The 503-nt window shown below is 26.6% G+C and carries 1 protein-coding gene; it reads right to left on the minus strand.

Annotation, left to right across the window (positions count from 1 at the left end):
- Window positions 1-476 (minus strand): AAA family ATPase (locus tag B5E75_RS14400; RefSeq protein ID WP_206414003.1); only part of this gene is annotated, 476 nt, incomplete at its 3' end.
- Window positions 477-503: the final 27 nt, after the last annotated feature.

Genomic DNA, 503 nt, shown 5'->3' on the forward strand with positions numbered 1-503 from the left:
GCATCATTGGTTTTTAAAGCAGATGAAAAGACACTTCTTATAAAATCAACCATTTCATCATAGTAGTCATGTTGATAGGCACTCTGTAAAGGCACATCATATTCATCTATGAGAATGATAACTTTTTGATGATAATGTTGATAGAATATATTTGAAAGATTAAATAAAGACTCTTTCAACTCATTTTGATTCGATTCTAAGTTCTGATATTTCTTTAAGATTTTCTTTTGCCTTGCATTAATACTTCTACTATTCAAAACATTTTCGTACTTATCTATAATTTTTGATATCAAAGATGAAAATTTGTATATTTGATCTTCAAAAGTATCATTATTCATATCTTTTAACGATAGAAAAATAACAGGATATTGATTTTGATGAAGTATGAGATGTTGATGTTTTGATACATTCAAACCCTCAAAAAGATAAGCATTTTCTTTTTCCTGATTAGAAAAGAAATAATAAAGCATACTCATGTTTAATGTTTTCCCAAAACGTCTAGG

It is taken from the genome of Massiliimicrobium timonense (genome assembly GCF_002160865.1).
GTDB lineage: Bacteria > Bacillota_I > Bacilli_A > Erysipelotrichales > Coprobacillaceae > Allocoprobacillus.